Raw genomic sequence first — 16,635 nt, forward strand, 5'->3', positions numbered from 1 at the left:
CCCTTTTTTCAAGGAGAACGATCATGTGGTGTACCCCCTTTTTTTTCAGCCCGTTCTTTTTCTGGTTCAAGCCGTTTTTCGGCCTCATCCTCTTTGCCCTGCTGGCCTTGCTGCTTTTTCGCCTGCTGCGCCGGCATGATTCCCGCAATTGTCCGCAGCAGGAGTTGGCGGCCCTGCGCGAGGAGGTTCGCGCCCTGCGGCAGAGCATGAAGGAGCCGGGGCAATGAACGCACCGATTAGGCTGCTGCCCGCGTTCCTCCTGCTGCTGCTGACCCTGGCCGCCCCAGCCCTGGCCCTGGACGGCAACGCCATCCTTGCCAAGGTGGACCGCAACCTGCAGCCCCAATCCTATGAAATGTACCGGAAGCTGATCAATATCGAACCGGACGGCGCCAAGAAGGAGTTTGTCCTCTACAGCCTCAAGAAAGGCGACGACAAGGTGGTGGCCCTGTTTCTCTCTCCGGCCAGCGACAAGGGCCGCGCCACCCTGCGCCTGGGCGACAACATGTGGCTCCACATCCCCAATGTGGGCAAGCCCCTGCGCATCACCAGCCTGCAATCGGTGGTGGGCGGGGTTTTCAACAATGCCGACATCCTGCGCCTTGATTACGCCACGGAATACTCGGTGGAAAAGACCGTGGAGCAGGGCGAGAACTACCTCCTGACCCTCAAGGCCAAAAGCGGGGCCGTGGCCTACGATACAATCGAGATGCTGGTGAACAAAAAAGCCCTGGTGCCTACCTCCGTCGCTTGCTACGCGGTGAGCGGCATGCTGATCAAGACCCTGCACTACAAGGAGCTCAAGGATTTCGGCGACGGCCTGAAGCGCCCCTCGGTGATAGAAACGGACAGCCCCCTCTACAAGGGCTACAAGTCGGTCATGATCTATGCCAAGATCCGGAAAAAAGAGATGGCCGACGAGATATTCACCCTCAACGCCCTGCCCCGGATCGAGGAGCTGCGGTGATAAAAACGCCCAGCGGGCAAACCCTTGCCGCCCTGCTCGGACTCCTCTCCCTTGCCGCCTTCCCCGCCTTCCCCGCCTTGGCCGCAGCGGAAGAGGAATACGGCTTCGACCTGGAGGAGTTCGAGAAAAAAGACCGGGCGTGGGGAGGGTATGTGGAGGCCAGATGGGACCGCAGCGATATCAACCAGGACGGAGCCCTCTCGGCCCTCAATTTGTACAAAGACCCGCGTTCCTCCCTGGAGAGCCTGAGTTCAACCCTGCAGCTTGACGGCAGCGTGGGCCGGGGGATGACAACCTTCAACTGGGTTCTGCAGGCAACCGGCGCGCAGGACGATCTTGCCTGGAGCGACCGGGCGGATGTTTTTGAAGGGTATGCCAGCCTCAAGGCGACCCCGAACCTCACCCTCGATCTGGGCAAAAAGGTTTTCAAATGGGGCAAGGGATACGCCTGGAATCCGGTGGGCTTCATCGACCGGGCCAAGGACCCCAATAATCCGGAAGAAGCCATGGAAGGGTATCTCGGGGCGGGCTTTGATCTGATCAAGAGCCACGGCGGCGAGTTGCGGACCGTGGCCCTCACCGGCGTGGCCCTGCCGGTCTGGCAAGGGGTGAACGAGGATTTCGGCGAACGGGAGAATGTGAATCTGGCGGCCAAGCTCTACCTTCTCTACAGGGATACGGACATCGATCTGCTCTGGTACGGCGGCAACAGCCGGACCACCCGCCATGGGGTGGATTTTTCCAAAAACCTGGCCGCCAACCTTGAGGTGCATGGCGAACTGGCCCATATCCCCAAACAGCGGTACAAGGTGCTCAGCGGGGATACCCTTGTCCTGCGGGAAACCAGCGACACCAGCTATCTCCTCGGCGCCCGCTACCTGACGGAAACCGACCTCACCGCCATTGTCGAGTTCTATCACAATGACGACGGCTACACCGAGCAGGAAACGGATCGCTTTTTCCAGCTCGTTGCCGACGGCTACAGCCAGTTTCTGATAACGGGGAACGACGCCCTGCTCCAGCTGGCCGAGGCCGCCTCCGAGTCGGGATACGACAGGGCGCAAAGCGGCCGCAACTATCTCTATGTGCGCCTGAGCCAGAAGGAGCCCTTCGACCTGCTCTACTTCTCCCCGGGCCTCACCGCCATCGCCAACCTCGACGACCAGAGCTGGTCGCTCTCCCCCGAGGCGGTCTACACCGGCTTCACCAACTGGGAGCTGCGCCTGCGCCTGATGGCGCTCCACGGCGCCGCCAGCACCGAATACGGCGACAAACAGAACAGCGGCAAGGTGGAAGTACGGCTCCGTTATTTTTTTTAGCCGCCTTGGGAAAGATGCCGGCAGGCAGAGGACAAGAATTTAATTTACTGTTTTACTTGACGCAACCCCGCCGCCTTGGGCAAGATGGGAGTCACGTCCTTGCCCAAAGGCATTGCAATCAGCTGCTCCCGGTAAAACTTGCGCCGATGCCTGGGTTCCCGCCGGGCCCCGTCCCGAAGCTGGCCGACGCGGAGCGGAATCGCGAAACAAGGGGCTACGATGCTGGACTGGATCCTTCGCCATGCTGGCGGCCTGCTGGATTGGCTTGCCGTTTTTCTGTCGGTCTTTGTTTTCGTGCTGGTCATCCAGTATGTCCTCGATTTCTTGAAAAACTCGCCGGACCGGGATGGGTGAGCCGGCCGGCAAACCTCTTCTGGCTCTGCGCGAAGGACGGAATTTCAGAAAACAGACAGGTGAATCGCCATGCCGGACTCCATGGATCAGGCCAAGATTTTTCAGATCATCAAACAGAATCTGCCGGTCGGCTATCTTGCCGTCAACCGGCAGGGCCTTGTTGTCGAGTTCAATGCCGCCGCTGAAAAAATAACCGGTTACAGCCAGGCGGATGTTCTCGGCAAACCGCATCACGGCTTGCTGCACAACAGTCCGGATGCGCATACCTGTCCGCTGCTCGAGCATGCCTTTGCCAAACGGCAGGGCGCGGTGAACAGCGAGGCAAAAATTGTCGGAAAGGATGATCGCGAAGTGGATATCTCGGTGACCACCTTTCCGCTTCTCGACGAAAAGGGCGTTTTTCATGGCGGGGTCGCGTTCTTCCGCGATATTACCGCTCTGAAAAAGCTGCAACGGGAGCGGGCAAACATGCTTTCCATGTTTGCCCATGACATGAAAAGCCCCATCGTCTCGGCGGCCGGGTTCATCGAAAGAATATTGCTGGGAAAGGCCGGGTCGGTTCCCGATAAACAACGGCAATACCTGGAAATCATACAGAATAATCTCAAAAACCTGGAAGGGCTCATCTCCGGCTTTCTCGATTATTCCCGCCTGGAGCAAAAGGAATGCACTCCCAACCCCGTGCATCTTGATCTGGCCGAGCTGGCCCGCACGGTCATCAGGTCGCTGGAAATCGAGATCCGAAAAAAGAAGATCCGCTGCATCTTCGATCCCGGCCAGGAAGGGCCATTTCCGGTATATGCGGACAGACTCATGATGGAGCGCGTGGTGGCAAACCTGATCGGCAACGCCATCCAGTACAGCGGGATGGGGGGCAACATCCACGTCTCCCTCCATCATGAGGGGGAAGGCCACGTGACCCTCCGGGTTGCCGACGACGGGCCGGGAATTGCCGGCGAACATCTTGCCAGTATCTTTGAACCGTTCCAGCGCGGCAATCACGATTCAAAGGGCTCGGGACTCGGTCTGGCCATAACCAGGAGCATCCTGGCCTGCCATGACGGCAAAATCAGGGTTGACAGCAGTCCCGGCCAGGGAGCCGTCTTTTACGCAACCCTGCCGAGCGCGGGCCCGCGCCAGGAATAAAGAGGCCGTTGCCGTTCATCTCTTGCGGCGGATTCCCGGCCCTGTGGAGAGGAAAATCATCTTGCCCCCCATGTGTCGTCATGGTATTTATAGGTGTAAATACCTACCGACGGTTTAGGGAGACTGCCATCGGTCCTGTGCTTCCACAATACCGACCAAGAGGCCGCCATGTCTTCCTCCCCCTCCCTGCAGCACCTCGATATCCCCCTTGAGCGCGATCTGTTTCTGCGCACCCTCATCCGTGAACTGGCCGGCACCCTGGAAGACGTTGTCGGCCATGAGGAAGCCGCGGGCTACATCGGCCTGGTGGGTCAGAACATCGGCCGCTGGCTCAATGATATTTACCGCAAAACACTTGCCGTACAGCAACTCTCCCCGGCGCAGGTAGCCATGGTCCTGGTCGATCTCAAACAACGGATTCAAGGAGATTTCTTTCTTGTTTCCCAGGATGCGGAAAAAATCGTTCTGGGCAGCAACAGCTGTCCTTTTGCGGACAAGGTCATCGACCGGCCCTCCATGTGCATGATGACCTCCAGTGTTTTCGGGGTAATAAGCGCGGAAAATCTCGGCTATGCCAGGGTTGCCCTTGAAGAGACCATTGCCGGCCGCGATCCGCGCTGCAAGGTGACGGTCTACCTCAAGCCGAGCCAGGAAGCGGGCATGACGCAAGGCCGCGAATATTTTCGGACCTGAAGGAAGACCTGTGCCGGCCGACACCTCCGCCATCCTCGACTGTTTCCACGCCTTTACAGAAGCGCAGAAGGATGCCTGCTTTCTCCTGGACCATTCCGGCAAGGTGCAAGGCGCCAATGGTGCGGCCATGCGCTTCCTCGGCCAGCCGGAAGATTCTCTCATCGGCAAAAATATCGCCGACCTTGCCGCACCCCCCCGGGAAACAATAGCCGATTACCTGAAAAAGTGCGCCAGAACGAACAGTCCGACCCCGGGTTCGCTGATCTGGCATACCCCCTCGGCCATGCAGCGGAAAACCCCCTGCCGCGGCTTTCGTCTGCACCTGCCCTTTGCCCTGCGGAACAGCCATCTCGTCCTCCAGGCCGTAATCCAGGAACAACCCGGCGACAGATTCATCGCCTTGAACCGCACCCTTGAGGAACTGCGTACCTCACGCCACACGCTGCTGAGCAAATCCCGGCAACTCGAAGAAGAAATCCGGGAACGCATAACCGCTGAAGGGGCGCTGAAAACCTCGCACGCCAGACTCACCACCATCCTGGACAGCATTGAAGCCCTTGTTTACGTGGCCGACATGCAGACCTACGAAGTGCTGTTCATCAACAGATACAGCCGCGACCTGCTGGGGGAGATCACCGGCGCCACCTGCTGGCGGACGATCCAGGCCGGCCAGACCGGCCCCTGCCCATTCTGCACCAACAAGCTGCTGCTGAAAAGCGACGGCAGCCCGGCTTCGCCCCATGTCTGGGAACTCCGGAACACCCGGACCAACCGCTGGTTCCACATCGTCGACCGCGCCATCCGCTGGGTCGATGACCGCATCGTTCGCCTGGAGATCGCCACGGACATTACGGAACGGAAGCTGAACGAGGAAAAACTCCTCCTGGACGAGGCGCGCACCGAGGCCCTCTTCAACCTCACCCAGCTCCAGTGGGCATCCAGGGAGGAACTGGCCGAGTATGCCCTGGAGGAGGCCGTGCGCCTGACCGCAAGCACGGTGGGCTACCTGCATTTCATGAATCCGGACCAGGAGACCATCGAGCTTTTTTCCTGGTCACAAAAGGTGCATGATGAATGCTCGGCCGCCAAGAATACCCATTATCCCTTGAGCCGGGCCGGCATCTGGGCCGACTGCGCCCGCGAGCGTCGCCCCGTCATCCACAACGACTACCCCAGCCAGCCAGGCCGCAAGGGGTATCCGGAGGGTCATTTCCCGGTGCGTCGTCACCTGAGTGTGCCGGTCATGGCCGGCGATGCCATCGTCGCCATCTGCGGGGTCGGGAACAAGGAGAACCCTTACGACGAATCGGATGTCCGCCAGCTTTCCCTCTATATGAACAGCATGTGGAACATTCTGCGGCAGAAGCAGAGCGAACTGCTGATCCGCAAGGCCAAGGAGGAATGGGAGCAGACCTTTAACGCCATCGACGAAGTGGTCACCATCCACGACACCACAATGACCGTGCTCAGAGCCAACCGGGCCGCCGGCAAGCTCTTCGGGGTTGAATCCTCGACCCTGGTCGGGCAAAGGTGCCATGAAATCTTCCGGGGTTCTCCCGAGCCGTGCGCCGGCTGCCCGGAACTCCTGGCCCAGGCGGACGGCAAGCCGCACAGCGGCGAACTCCACCATCCCTCCCTCAAGAAAACCTTTGCGGTCTCCTCGGCGCCGCTCTTCAACGAGGAGGGAGCGATCCGCGGCTTCGTCCACATCGCCAAGGACATCACCGCGCAGACCATGCTCCAGGACCAGCTCCGCCAGTCCCAGAAGATGGAGGCGGTGGGAACCCTGGCCGGCGGCATCGCCCACGATTTCAACAACATTCTTTCCCCCATCATCGGCTACACGGAACTGGCGCTCCATAAACTCGGCCCGGCCAGCGCCGTTGCCCCCGATCTTGACGAAGTCCTGCGGGCAAGCACGCGGGCCAAGGATCTGGTCAGGCAGATTCTTGCCTTCAGCCGGCAAAGCGGACATGAACGCAAGCCGCTGCACATGGAACACCTCGTCAAGGAGGATCTCAAACTCCTCCGCGCCTCTCTTCCCAGTTCCATCGAGATCCGGCAGAACATTGCCGCCGATTGCGGGGCCGTCATGGGCGACCCCACCGAGATCCACCAGATCATCATGAACCTCTGCACCAATGCCTTCCATGCCATGAAAAACTCCCAGACCGGCACCCTGGCCGTTTCCCTGCAGCGGTTCACCATCGAGGAGACTGACGCCAAAACCACGATGCTGGGTCTTGCCCCCGGGCCGTATGTCAAACTGGTAATCAGCGACACCGGCTGCGGCATGGACCAGGCTACCAGGGAAAAGGCATTTGAACCCTATTTCACCACCAAACCCAAAGGAGAAGGAACCGGCCTGGGACTGGCCGTGGTGCATGGCATAGTGTCCTCGTACGGCGGTCGTATTTCCCTGTACAGTGAACCGGGCAAGGGAACGACCTTCAACATCCTTTTCCCCGCCGGCAAGGAAAAACCGCTCTTCAGCGAAAACATCCTGAAAACCGCCCTGCCGAAAGGAAACGGGGAAAGAATCCTGGTGGTGGATGATGAACAGGCCATTGTCAACATGAATACCCTGATCCTCGAAGGGCTGGGGTACCGGGTAACCGGCTTCACCAACTGCGAAGAAGCGGTGAAAGCGATCCGGACCCGCGCGGAAGATTTCGACATCGTCATCACCGACATGACCATGCCGAAGATGAGCGGCATAGACCTGACCCGGGAAATCCACGCCCTGCGCCCCGGGTTGCCGGTCATCCTCTGCACCGGCTACAGCGAACTGATCAACGACGACTCCGCCGTTGGGTACGGGATCTGCAAGTACCTCATGAAACCGGTGTCCACCCGGGATCTCGCCACCGCCATCAGGGAGGCGCTCACCGCGAAATAGCCCAGCCTCCGGCTTCCCCCCCCAAAAATAAAAGCCCGGCGGAGCAGGCTCCGTCGGGCTTTTATTGGCTTTCTTCACGAACAGGTTCAGCTCGCTTTTCTTCTCCGCCGCGCCGCGGCAAGGCTGGCAAGACCGGTGCCGAACAAAACCATGGTGGCCGGTTCGGGAACTTCGTTGTTGTCATCGTCGCCGCCGGAGGTGTCGCCGCCCTCATAGCCGGCGGTGACGATGGTCACCGCCCAACCGGGATGGCTGCCGGCGTCGTTGATGGAGGTGTAGCCGGGCATGGTCTTGTCGAAGCCGGCATGGGCGGAGGTGCCCCAGTTGGACAGAGAGGCGGTGGTCAGCCCCTCGTTGACCGGAAAGGTCTCCATGCCGCTGGGAATGACCACGCTCTCTTCCTGGAAATACGAGACATAGCCGTCAAGCTCAGCCTTCAGGAAGGAATCGTCATCCAGCCACCACATGCTCCCCGAGCCTGACCAGCCGTCGGTCATGGAGACAATGCCGAGTCCGGTGCCGCTGGCCGCCCAGTTGATGGCGTCGATGACGAAGCCCACCGCGCCGGGCTCGCTGTATTGGGCATGCCAGTCGGCATCCTGGCCGCTCAGGAAGGTGCGGGACCCGCGGGCGGAGCTGATGGCATCCTTGCTGGCCAGGAGGCGAGCGGGATCCATGCCGGTACTAAAGCCATAATCCGGAGAACCGATGACGAACACGTCGTACTGGCTGAAATCCGGGGTGGCATCGCCCGCGTTCCAGAAGCTCATGTTCCAGCTCAGATTGCCGTCGCCCCAAGGGTCATAGGTGGCGGCGACGCCGGACAGCCCGGCCATGGAGGTGTTATAGGATGAGCTGCCGCCGTACCACAACACCTCTATGGCGCCGGCCTGGGATGCGCCGGCCAGCACCAGAAATAACGAAACAAAGAATCCCGTGATTTTTTTCATAATAAGAAACCTCCCTCCTGACTTGTGTTTATTCGAAAAATGATTGCAGACGCCCTCTCTCTTCCGCGCTACCTCACAAAAATTCATATTTTTTCCATCGGCATGATTGCGACATGGGCTTTCCTCCCTTTTCTCATTTTTTAGGAACACCTTTCCGCGGCATTTCCGAAAAACAATACTGCTCACCGCTGCCGGATCATACTTTTCAAGTATTATCAGTATGTTACAAAAAGCATGCGCCCAAATCGTCTTCAGTGGGTATAGATGAGCAAATTTCATGCCTAGCGAATAAAAGGAAAACAACCTGTTGTTATTCCTTGTTTTGTGCGGCAAACGCGCCTTGCGCGCCCCTGCTGTTTCGCTCCGTTTTTACGGAAAACAGGAAAAACGCTTCCGTGACCTGCCCGGGAGCCGCCTAGGTAAATTCACCTATTTGCTTGCGTATTCGACTTTTTTTGCGCCGCCGCGAGCGGTTGAGTGTTGACAACCTCTCTTTTTAACGCTATTTTCCCAACTTCCACGTTGAGAACGCCCCCGGGAACATCACGGTTTTCCACCGGAAAACTGAAAAAAAGATATGGAAACCAAAGAAAGGAGAAACCAATGTCCAAGGTATTAGCCATTGCGGAGAGCATCAACATCATGGGGAAAAGAAGCGGCACCGCCATGAAGGAGAGAAACCCCGGCCCTGTTCAGGAGATGGCCAAGGAAGAATCGGCGGCCGGCGCGTCCTATCTTGATCTCAACATTGGCCCGGCCCGTAAGGACGGCATCGAGCTGATGCCCTGGGTTGTGCAGACCGTGGAAGCGGTGAGCAACGTGCCCCTCTGCCTCGACACCACCAATACCGACGCCATGGCCGCCGGTTTCGCGGTGGTGAAGAACAAGGAAGCCGCGATCATGAATTCCATCTCCGCCCAACCGGAGCGCATGCAGAAGCTGATCCCGGTTGCCGCCGAGGCCGGCTGCAACGTCATCGCCCTGCTCTGGGGTCCGGACGGCATGCCCCGCGACTCCAACGAGCGCGCCGCCATGGCCGTTGACCTGATGATGGCCCTGGCCGAGGCCGGCATCCCCAACGAGAAGATGATCTTCGACCCCATCGCCACCCCCATCACCCTGGGCGCCGACCAGATCGCTTCCGGCCTGGAATTTTTGAGCATGCTGCAGGAAATCGCCCCGGGCGCCGGCTCCACCGTGGGTCTTTCCAACGTGAGCAACGGCGTGGCCGAGCACCTGCGCAAGTATCTTGACCGCACCTACCTGATCATGCTCATGAAGTACGGCATCACCACCGCCATCGTCAATGCCTACGATGCCGAGCTGATGGCCATCTGCAAGGGCGAGCGGCAGGCGCACGTGGACATGGTCCACGCCATGATGGACGGCAACGATCCGGATCCCGCAAGCCTCTCCGGGGTGGCCCTGGAGCACTACAAGACCTATAAGGCGCTTTCCGGCCAGACCGTGTTTTCCGAGTCCTGGCTTACGCTGTAAAAGGCGGCTCACGGACATATCGGCCGCCTGGATGCTCAGGCGGCCTTTTGCAAAGAGGAGGCCGCGGTCTCCTCTTTTTTTGTTTACGCTCTCCGCGTGGAAGCGAGGAAAACATGGCTCCGCGGCAGCGGATCGATTACCGTAACATGGTAACGCAGGCGCGGGGGGGCGGCGTTTCCCTCCCCTTGTGCCGGCGGCGGTAAAAGCCTTGATTGCAACGGTTTGGAGACACGCCATGGCAGACATCCCTTCCCACCACATGATCTACGGCAGCCTCGCCGACTTTGTCACCGGAGAACCGGTGGTGGACACCGACGACGAACGCTACCGGCAGAAGCTGGCCCGTCTGCTCGTTCTCGAAAAAGGGTTTGCCAAAAGCGATCTTGTCATGCGGCGCACCATTGAAACCCTGTTCGCCGGTCAGTTTGTGGTTTCCAAAATCGATATCGTCGTCTCGCTCGCCGGGAAAAAGGTCATGGTGGTCCGCTACGGGCCCGGCTCCCTGGTGACCAGGGAACGGCCGGCCATCGCGGCGGCCCGGGTGCTTGAAGAATCGCAGCTCATCCCCCTGGCGGTGGTGAGCAACGGCGAGGATGCCGAACTGCTCGACGCCAGGAGCGGCAAGGTCCTTGCCCAGGGCCTGGCGGCGATTCCCGGCAAGGAGACGCTGACGGCCATGCTGCCGGGTCTTGATTTTACTCCGGTACCGACGGCACGACGCGAACCGGAATTGCGCATCCTGAATGCCTTTGACATTGAGGTCTGCTGCGCCGGCGGCCCCTGCGCCCTGCCCAATGCCAAAGAGGGCTGATGCGCACTTGGAGAACGCCCTTGCCGGACAATACGTATTCTCATATTTCATTGCGCCTCTGCGTTGACATTTTTCAATAAATAACGGAGACATAAACATGGCACAGCCCCCCTGGAGCAAAACAAGCTGGCAGAATTTCACGGCCCTCCAGCAACCGAACTGGCCGGACAAAGCGGCTTACGAGGAAGCGGTGCGGACCATCTCCCAGCTGCCGCCCCTGGTTTTTGCCGGGGAAATCCGCACCTTGAAAAAACAGCTGGCCATGGCCGCCGAGGGCAACGCCTTCCTGCTGCAGGGCGGCGACTGCGCCGAGGCCTTTTCCATGTGCAGCGCCCCGGCCATCCGGGAGCTTCTGAAGGTCATCCTGCAGATGACGGTGATCCTGGCCTATGCCGGCGGCAAACCCGTGGTCAAGGTGGGCCGCATGGCCGGCCAGTATGCCAAGCCCCGCTCCGCCGACACCGAGGTGGTGAACGGCGTCGAACTGTCCAGCTACCGCGGCGACATGGTCAACGGGATCGAGCCCACCCCGGAGGCGAGGCGACCCGACCCGCAGCGCATGGTCAAGGGCTACCATCTGGCCTGCGCCACCATGAATATCCTCCGCGCCTTCACCCGTGGAGGGTACGCGGCCCTGAACCGGGTCCATTCCTGGAACAACGACTTTGTCAAACGCTCGCCCCAGGGGCAGATGTACGAAAAACTGGCCCGCCAGATCGATCAGGCCATCAACTTCATGCGGGTGGTGGGCCTTGACCCGGAAAATATCCCCCAGCTCAACCAGGCGACCTTTTTCACCTCGCACGAGGCCCTGCTGTTGGGCTACGAACAGGCCCTGACCCGCCAGGATTCGACCACCGGCGACTGGTACGACTGCTCGGCGCACATGCTTTGGATCGGCGAACGCACCCGCCAGCTCGACGGCGCCCATGTGGAGTTCTTCCGCGGGGTGCTCAACCCCATCGGCGTCAAGATCGGTCCCAACCACGACATCGACAATGTGAAGGCCCTGGTCCGGACCTTAAACCCGGAAAACGAAGCAGGCCGGCTGACCCTGATCACCCGCTTCGGCGCCAAAAAGATCGGCGACTCTCTGCCCAATCTGGTCAGGGAAATGAAGAAAGAGGGTTTCAGGCTGGTCTGGAGCTGTGACCCCATGCACGGCAACACTTACACGGCGGAAAGCGGCCACAAGACCAGGAATTTTGACGAAATCCTCAACGAGATCCGTTCGTTTTTCGAAATCCACTGGGCCGAGGGCACGGTGCCCGGCGGCGTCCATTTTGAAATGACCGGGGACAACGTCACCGAATGCACCGGCGGCGGCCGCCAGATCCTCGACCGGCATCTGGCGGAAAATTACCAGACCCAGTGCGACCCCCGTCTCAACGCGGAGCAGAGCCTGGAACTGGCCTTCCAGATCGCCGAGCTGATCCGGGAGAAATAACCCGCCCGCGCCCAGCAGTCATTGCCAAGCAAGCAAAAAAGCCCGCCGGCGCCAAGCCCCGGGCTTTTTTTGCCTTCTGCTCCCTTCCGCACCGGACAGCTCCAGCCCGATAGAGTCAGCGTCCCTCCCGCAGCTGCCTCAGTTCCGGCCGGACAAGCACCAGACGCTTCGCGGTAAAAATCTTTTTCCCCGCTTCTCCTTGCGAACAAACGGCCTGTCAGTTTATTGTAGACGGGAAAAGACAAAGGAAATAGCGCAATTACGGAGACACGAAACAGATCGGGGGGGGGAAATGGCTCTGTTTGCCATAATTTGCGGCGTTATCGCGGGGGGAGTTCTTTTTTCCAGCCACGACCAGACGCCGGTCGGCTTTATCGTCGGCGGCCTCATGGCCTTCCTGCTGGTCCGGCTTATTCGTCTGCAAAATACAATCAGCCGCCTGGAGCGCCTCCTGGCGCAGGAGGGCGCGCGGGCGACCGCGCCCGAACCCGCGGCCAGGCCGGATAGGCATTCGGAATCTTTTGCCCCTCAACCCGGTGAATTGCCGCCGGATCGGGAAAAGATCGCCCGCAGCCGGCAAGCACCCCTTCCCTTTAAACCCGCCGCCGAAGCAGGGCCGGCCAAACCCGAAACCGCGCCCCCCCCTGACGACGGCAATCCCATCGACCTCCGGCAGATCATTATTTCCTACTTCACCGGCGGCAACGTGGTGGTCCGGGTCGGAATCGTGGTTCTCTTTTTCGGGGTGGCCTTCCTCTTAAAATACACGGCGGAACGCAATCTCGTTCCCATCGAGTTCCGCCTGCTTTCGGTCTGCCTGGCCGCCATGACCCTGCTCCTGGTCGGCTGGCGCCTGCGGCGGAACAGACAGTCCTATGCCCTCATCCTGCAGGGTGGCGGCATCGGCGTTCTCTACCTGACCATCTTCGCGGCAATGCGCCTGTACGATCTGTTGCCGCCCTGGCTTGCCCTGCCTCTCCTGGTGGGCATGTCGCTCTTCTCCGCAACCCTGGCCATGGCCCAGGATGCCCGCGCCCTTGCGGTCATCGGTGTTTCCGGCGGCTTTCTCGCCCCGGTCCTCGCCTCCACGGGCGCCGGCAGCCAGGTGATGCTCTTCAGCTATTACGCCCTCCTGAATGCAGGTATTCTCTATACAGCCTGGCACAAGTCCTGGCGGGAACTGAACCTGATCGGCTTTGTCTTCACCTTTGTCATCGGTACCCTCTGGGGTACAAAATTCTATGCGCCCGAAATGTTCGCCAGCACCGAACCCTTCCTGATCCTCTTTTTTCTCTTCTATATCGCCATCTCGGTCCTCTTCGCCAAGAATCTCCCCCTGGCCGGCAAAGGATTTGTCGACAGCTCCCTAGTCTTCGGCACCCCGATCATCTGCTTCGCCCTCCAGACAGCCATGGTGAAACCTTATGAATACGGGCTTGCCTGGTCAGCCCTGGCCATGGGTCTCCTGTATGCGAGCCTTGCCCGGCTGATTTTTGCAAAAGGCAACCAGGCCATGCGCACCATGGTGGAAGCCTTCCTCGGGCTCGCTCTGGTTTTCGGCACCATCGCGATTCCCCTTGCCCTTGACGGACGGTGGACGGCAGCGGCATGGGCACTGGAAGGCGCGGCCATGGTCTGGATCGGCCTGCGCCAAAATCGCCGCCCCGCCCGCTTCTTCGGCCTGGCACTGCAACCGCTGGCCGGCCTTGCCATTCTTGCCGACCTGCACATGGAGCCGGAAAGTCTTCCCCTGATAAACGGCTTTTTCCTGGGCTGTCTGGCCGTTTCCCTTGCCGGTCTGCTGAGCGGTTACTTTCTCTTTCTCCAACGGGAAAAGATCACCGGCGCGGCAACGGAAAGCCTGGTCGCCTTTACCTGGGGTCTGCTCTGGTGGGGCGGCGCCGGTCTCCATGAAATCGACTTTTTTGTGGATCACCCCCATAAGCTTGCCACCGGCCTCGCCTTTCTCAGCGCATCGGCGCCGCTCTTCTTTCTCAGCGGACATCGCCTCGGCTGGCCAGCCCCTCGTCAGGCCAGCAGGGGGCTGCTGGGGATCCTCCTCTTGGCCGGAATCGCCTCCGTGGCCGAAGTACGCCACCCTGGCCAAGCCGGCGGTTTTCTCGCCTGGCCGCTGGCCTTTTTTCTTCAGTATTTCCTGCTGTACCGCCTCAGCGGCCGGGAGGAAGAAACGCTCTCCGAGCTCGACAGGGGCTTGCACATCGGTTCACTTCTCCTGCTGGTGGCCCTGCTTTCCTGGGAACTCCGCTGGTGGGTCGATTTCTGGGTGGACGGCTCCGGTACCTGGCCCCTGATCGCCACCGCCCTGCTTCCCGCGCTGGTGGTTCTGCTGCTGAGCCGATTTCCGAGGGCAATCCCCTGGCCCGTGGCCTGCTTTCCCGTCACCTATCTTGCCCGCGGCCTGGCCCCTGTCGCCCTCTACCTCTGGCTCTGGACCCTTGCCGTCCCTCTCTTCAGCAAGGGCGATCCCTGGCCCCTCACCTATATCCCTCTTTTGAACCCCCTGGACCTCAGCCAGCTTTTTGTCATCATCGCCTTGGCCTTCTGGGCGTTGACGGTACGAAGGCAGCTTGCCCTGGCTCCCGCAGGCCTCACCGGCCCCTGCCTGTTCGGCCTCGCAGCCGTCGCCCTCTTTTCCTGGCTCAATGCGGCGCTGATCCGCACCCTGCATTACTGGGGCGGCGTCCCTTTCAATTTTTACAGCATGCTTCATTCCGATCTCGCCCAGGCCTCGCTCTCCATTTTCTGGACCCTTTCCGCCTTCCTGGTCATGTACCTGGCCCAACGCCAGGGCAGACGAGTCATCTGGCTGACAGGCTCCGGCCTCATCGCCATTGTCATTGCCAAGCTTTTCACCGTCGATCTTGCCAGCACCGGCACGGTGGAAAGGATTGTTTCCTTTATCGGGGTGGGAGTGATCTGCCTTGTCATCGGCTACCTGGCCCCACTGCCACAACGCATTCAGACAGAAACGGAAAAACCATGAAAAAAACAGCCTGCCACCTTGTCGCGCTCCTTATCCTCTTTAGTCTTGTCCAGGCAAAAGCTTACGCGGCATCGCCCTCCCCGGAGATGTTCGCCTACGGCATGGAACTCGCGGCCGAACCGGATCATGCCCTTTACGAGATCGCCCTGCCCCTTGCCGTCTATCAGGGGGTGACCCGTGGCGACCTCGGCGATCTGCGGATCTTCAACAAGGCGGGCCAGATTGTGCCCCATGCCTTGCGCCAGCCCCAGAGCAAAACCGCGCGACCCGCGGCAAGCAGCAGGCCCCTTCCTTTTTTCCCCCTCAGCGGTGGCGCTTCCCAGGCCGGGGCCGACCTTGGCCTCTCCCTTAGGCGTGACAGCGCCGGAGCCATCATGGATCTGAAGCTGACGGCGCCCGCCGGGCCGGAGAAAACGCATACGGTAACGGGTTACCTTGTCGATGCGAGTGCTCGGAAACAGGGCATCGATTCCCTGATCCTTTCCTGGCCGGACAGCGCTTCTGATTTCTTTACGAAAACCGTGCTGGAAAAAAGTAATGACCTTGCGCACTGGGAATCCGTCGCCACCGTGCCGGTGGCGCAGCTCAACCACCTGGGCAGGCGGCTTGTCCGCAACACCATCGATTTTGCGCCGACCATCGCCAAGTACTACCGGTTGACCTGGGCCCAGGACCAGCCTCCCCTGGCCATTGCCGGCATCAGCGCCCAGAGCCAGGTCGCCGCCGCGGCAGGCGATCCGCAGCGCAACTGGCATACCGCCACCGCCAGCCCGGCCGGGCAGAAACCCTTTCACTATCTCGTCGATCTGCAAGGGCCTCTGCCGGTGGAACGGGTGAAAATCAGGCTGCAGGACGCCAATGCCGTGGCCAGCGTCTCCCTTTCTTCCGGACCGACGCCGGACAAGGCCGAGAAGATGCACTGGCGCGGCCTGGTCTACAACCTCACCGTTGATGGTGAAAACGTGGCCGCGCCGGCCATGGCCGTGGGAGTAGGCAGGCACCGCTACTGGATGCTCACCATCGACCAGGCGGAATCCTCCTTAAGTCGACCGCCGGTCCTGGAGTTTGGCTGGCAGCCCCAGCGCCTGCTCTTCGTGGCGCAGGGAGAAGGGCCATTCATGCTGGCTTACGGCAGTAAAGCGGTCGAGCCCGACCCGCTTCGGATGGGCGGCCTGCTGGACAAGCTTAAAGACGATAACAGCCGGACAATAAACCCAAAAATAATCACCCCCGGCCCCCAATTTTCAATCAATGAAAAAAATCTCCGGCCCGGCCTCGGCTCCCTGCCCTGGCGCAAATACATCCTCTGGGCCACCCTGGGCGCCGGCGTGCTCCTGATCGGTTGGCTGAGCCGAAAACTCTACCGGCAGCTGCGCGGCGGCAAAGCCGCGGATCAATAATGGCGCTCTTTGCCTGAAAAAAGAGCGGGAACGCAGAGAATAGGCCGAAAGGAGAAAAACTGCGGCAGCGCGAACAAAAAAATTCCCCCTCTACCCGTTGCGACATGCGCCTGCCGACCATTGCCGAAATTTCCGTTTGCAAGGGGAC

13 protein-coding genes are annotated in these 16,635 nt (G+C 60.2%); 12 read left to right on the top strand and 1 reads right to left on the bottom strand.

Annotated elements, in window-relative coordinates; translation table 11 throughout:
- Nucleotides 1-23 precede the first annotated feature (23 nt).
- The 7 genes from ACUUL3_RS14085 to ACUUL3_RS14115 all read left to right on the top strand — a co-directional run bounded on the left by ACUUL3_RS14085 (nt 24) and on the right by ACUUL3_RS14115 (nt 7,378).
- A complete protein-coding gene (locus tag ACUUL3_RS14085; RefSeq protein ID WP_448552366.1) occupies nt 24-227 on the top strand; it encodes a hypothetical protein in 204 nt (67 codons plus the stop codon).
- A complete protein-coding gene (locus ACUUL3_RS14090) occupies nt 224-967 on the top strand; it encodes an outer membrane lipoprotein-sorting protein (protein ID WP_448552368.1) in 744 nt (247 codons plus the stop codon). Before ACUUL3_RS14085 ends, ACUUL3_RS14090 begins: the two co-directional genes overlap by 4 nt.
- Complete coding sequence (locus tag ACUUL3_RS14095) at nt 964-2,286, top strand: hypothetical protein (RefSeq protein ID WP_448552370.1); 1,323 nt, start codon at nt 964-966, stop codon at nt 2,284-2,286. Before ACUUL3_RS14090 ends, ACUUL3_RS14095 begins: the two co-directional genes overlap by 4 nt.
- 219 nt (nt 2,287-2,505) lie before the next feature.
- Nucleotides 2,506-2,640 (top strand): hypothetical protein, encoded by a 135-nt coding sequence (locus tag ACUUL3_RS14100; RefSeq protein WP_448552372.1) that lies wholly within the window; start codon nt 2,506-2,508, stop codon nt 2,638-2,640.
- A gap of 69 nt (nt 2,641-2,709) precedes the next feature.
- Nucleotides 2,710-3,786: a PAS domain-containing sensor histidine kinase gene (locus ACUUL3_RS14105; RefSeq protein WP_448552374.1), complete on the top strand. Its 1,077-nt coding sequence runs from the start codon at nt 2,710-2,712 to the stop codon at nt 3,784-3,786.
- A gap of 168 nt (nt 3,787-3,954) precedes the next feature.
- Nucleotides 3,955-4,479 carry a methanogen output domain 1-containing protein gene (locus tag ACUUL3_RS14110; RefSeq protein ID WP_448552376.1) on the top strand — a complete coding sequence of 175 codons (525 nt, stop codon included), beginning with the start codon at nt 3,955-3,957 and terminating at the stop codon, nt 4,477-4,479.
- Nucleotides 4,480-4,489: 10 nt separating this feature from the next.
- On the top strand, nt 4,490-7,378 hold the full coding sequence (locus ACUUL3_RS14115) for a GAF domain-containing protein (RefSeq protein WP_448552378.1): 2,889 nt from the start codon (nt 4,490-4,492) through the stop codon (nt 7,376-7,378).
- An 86-nt stretch (nt 7,379-7,464) separates the two neighbouring features.
- Here the strand turns inward: ACUUL3_RS14115 and ACUUL3_RS14120 are convergent, their stop codons facing one another.
- Nucleotides 7,465-8,328: a PEP-CTERM sorting domain-containing protein gene (locus ACUUL3_RS14120; RefSeq protein WP_448552380.1), complete on the bottom strand. Its 864-nt coding sequence runs from the start codon at nt 8,326-8,328 to the stop codon at nt 7,465-7,467.
- 603 nt (nt 8,329-8,931) lie between these two features.
- Here ACUUL3_RS14120 and ACUUL3_RS14125 point away from each other — a divergent pair.
- The 5 genes from ACUUL3_RS14125 (at nt 8,932) to ACUUL3_RS14145 (ending at nt 16,487) form a co-directional block, all read left to right on the top strand.
- Nucleotides 8,932-9,825 carry a dihydropteroate synthase gene (locus ACUUL3_RS14125; RefSeq protein WP_448552382.1) on the top strand — a complete coding sequence of 298 codons (894 nt, stop codon included), beginning with the start codon at nt 8,932-8,934 and terminating at the stop codon, nt 9,823-9,825.
- A 235-nt stretch (nt 9,826-10,060) separates the two neighbouring features.
- Nucleotides 10,061-10,636, top strand: coding sequence for a type I restriction enzyme HsdR N-terminal domain-containing protein (locus ACUUL3_RS14130; protein ID WP_448552384.1), 576 nt, complete (start codon nt 10,061-10,063; stop codon nt 10,634-10,636).
- A 97-nt stretch (nt 10,637-10,733) separates the two neighbouring features.
- Nucleotides 10,734-12,083 (top strand): class II 3-deoxy-7-phosphoheptulonate synthase, encoded by a 1,350-nt coding sequence (locus ACUUL3_RS14135; protein WP_448552386.1) that lies wholly within the window; start codon nt 10,734-10,736, stop codon nt 12,081-12,083.
- A gap of 292 nt (nt 12,084-12,375) precedes the next feature.
- Nucleotides 12,376-15,087, top strand: a complete 2,712-nt coding sequence (locus ACUUL3_RS14140) for a DUF2339 domain-containing protein (RefSeq protein WP_448552388.1) — start codon at nt 12,376-12,378, stop codon at nt 15,085-15,087.
- Nucleotides 15,084-16,487, top strand: coding sequence for a DUF3999 domain-containing protein (locus ACUUL3_RS14145; RefSeq protein ID WP_448552390.1), 1,404 nt, complete (start codon nt 15,084-15,086; stop codon nt 16,485-16,487). Before ACUUL3_RS14140 ends, ACUUL3_RS14145 begins: the two co-directional genes overlap by 4 nt.
- The last annotated feature ends 148 nt before the right edge of the window (nt 16,488-16,635 follow it).

It is taken from the genome of Thiovibrio sp. JS02, assembly GCF_053485635.1.

Coding starts and splice junctions, on each gene's coding strand:
- ACUUL3_RS14085 (WP_448552366.1), top strand. CDS start 24: ATGTGGTGTACCCCCTTTTTTTTCAGCCCGTTCTTTTTCTGGTTCAAG.
- ACUUL3_RS14090 (WP_448552368.1), top strand. CDS start 224: ATGAACGCACCGATTAGGCTGCTGCCCGCGTTCCTCCTGCTGCTGCTG.
- ACUUL3_RS14100 (WP_448552372.1), top strand. CDS start 2,506: ATGCTGGACTGGATCCTTCGCCATGCTGGCGGCCTGCTGGATTGGCTT.
- ACUUL3_RS14105 (WP_448552374.1), top strand. CDS start 2,710: ATGCCGGACTCCATGGATCAGGCCAAGATTTTTCAGATCATCAAACAG.
- ACUUL3_RS14110 (WP_448552376.1), top strand. CDS start 3,955: ATGTCTTCCTCCCCCTCCCTGCAGCACCTCGATATCCCCCTTGAGCGC.
- ACUUL3_RS14120 (WP_448552380.1), bottom strand. CDS start 8,328: ATGAAAAAAATCACGGGATTCTTTGTTTCGTTATTTCTGGTGCTGGCC.
- ACUUL3_RS14125 (WP_448552382.1), top strand. CDS start 8,932: ATGTCCAAGGTATTAGCCATTGCGGAGAGCATCAACATCATGGGGAAA.
- ACUUL3_RS14130 (WP_448552384.1), top strand. CDS start 10,061: ATGGCAGACATCCCTTCCCACCACATGATCTACGGCAGCCTCGCCGAC.
- ACUUL3_RS14135 (WP_448552386.1), top strand. CDS start 10,734: ATGGCACAGCCCCCCTGGAGCAAAACAAGCTGGCAGAATTTCACGGCC.
- ACUUL3_RS14140 (WP_448552388.1), top strand. CDS start 12,376: ATGGCTCTGTTTGCCATAATTTGCGGCGTTATCGCGGGGGGAGTTCTT.
- ACUUL3_RS14145 (WP_448552390.1), top strand. CDS start 15,084: ATGAAAAAAACAGCCTGCCACCTTGTCGCGCTCCTTATCCTCTTTAGT.